The 1,155-nt window shown below is 46.1% G+C and carries 1 protein-coding gene; it reads right to left on the bottom strand.

Translation table 11 applies throughout. The features are described from left to right. Positions 1–469 precede the first annotated feature (469 nt). Positions 470–1,063 carry an MFS transporter gene (locus KDK14_RS09285; protein WP_257264819.1) on the bottom strand — a complete coding sequence of 198 codons (594 nt, stop codon included), beginning with the start codon at positions 1,061–1,063 and terminating at the stop codon, positions 470–472. Between the last annotated feature and the right edge of the window lie 92 nt (positions 1,064–1,155).

Genomic DNA, 1,155 nt, shown 5'->3' on the forward strand with positions numbered 1-1,155 from the left:
GGGTGACGCAGGATGCCAAAGCCGAGGACTTTGTCGCTCTAAGGGATTTTGCGAGACAGGAACAATGTAACGTTTACCCTAACCCTTCTGCCGATAACACTTCACTGTCACGTTGATAAAAACAAAACAGACATATCATTAACGACAATAGTACAAAAATTCCAAAAGGCAACCGTGCGCTACTACCGGTATGAAAGGTGAAATCAATAATGTCCATCAAGAAAGGAAATAAGACAATAGCCATATAGTTCATCGACATAACCAAAGCCAGCGACAGACTGGCTTGACGGTGATTGGACAACGATGCCGTCTTATCGTATACAAATGGCTGGATAATACCGTAGCTGAAGCCGACTATGGATATTCCCAATGCCGTCAGGGCAGGATTACGGTAATGATTATCAGTCCCAGGGCAATACTCCCAAAACATATCGCCACCGTGTAATTGGATAAAAAATCAACCAGCTCTTTAATAAAAAGCCCCGGTAACATCATGACCAGGAAAAAGATGGATAACATCCACCCTGCCCAGACACTGGATAAATGATAGGCCTGTATTAAAAAAGGGACATAACAGGTAAATAAAAAAAGGATAGTGCCAGTTAATCTCGGCCAGCCATCCGGTCAGGACTGTGGCTAAAACCAGGGTAAGATTGGTGATAAACGAGCTGATACCAAACTGGCGGATTCGATACTTCCCGGTGAAAAAATCATTGATCAAGCTGGTAGACAGGGGAATAACGATACCTGCACCGACCCCCAATAACAGGCTAATGTACAACAGTGCCCGAATACTTTCCGCAAAGAAACAGAGCACGCTACTGATCATGAAGATCATCAGGCCAGTGATCAGAATCAACAGTTTGTTCCCGGTAATGGCCAGCTGACCGGAAAGCAGTATGGAAGGGATGTTCAACACTGATACGTTGGTAAAAATCGTATCCAGTTGCCCGATAATAGGAGACACTGCCAGGCCGGGCAGCGAGGTGATGGCCGATACTGACCATATTGCCAGCAAGGTCAGCGGCGATATGCTGCCCCGACCGGTAGGAATTTTCTTCACACGGGGTCTCCCCATGGAATTCAGATAGGCGGGATTGAAACTCCCTTAGAGCGGCAAAGGACAAGCGAGATCGGGAGCACGTTTATGAAATA

It is taken from the genome of Endozoicomonas sp. ONNA2 (genome assembly GCF_024606365.1).
Taxonomy (GTDB): domain Bacteria; phylum Pseudomonadota; class Gammaproteobacteria; order Pseudomonadales; family Endozoicomonadaceae; genus Endozoicomonas.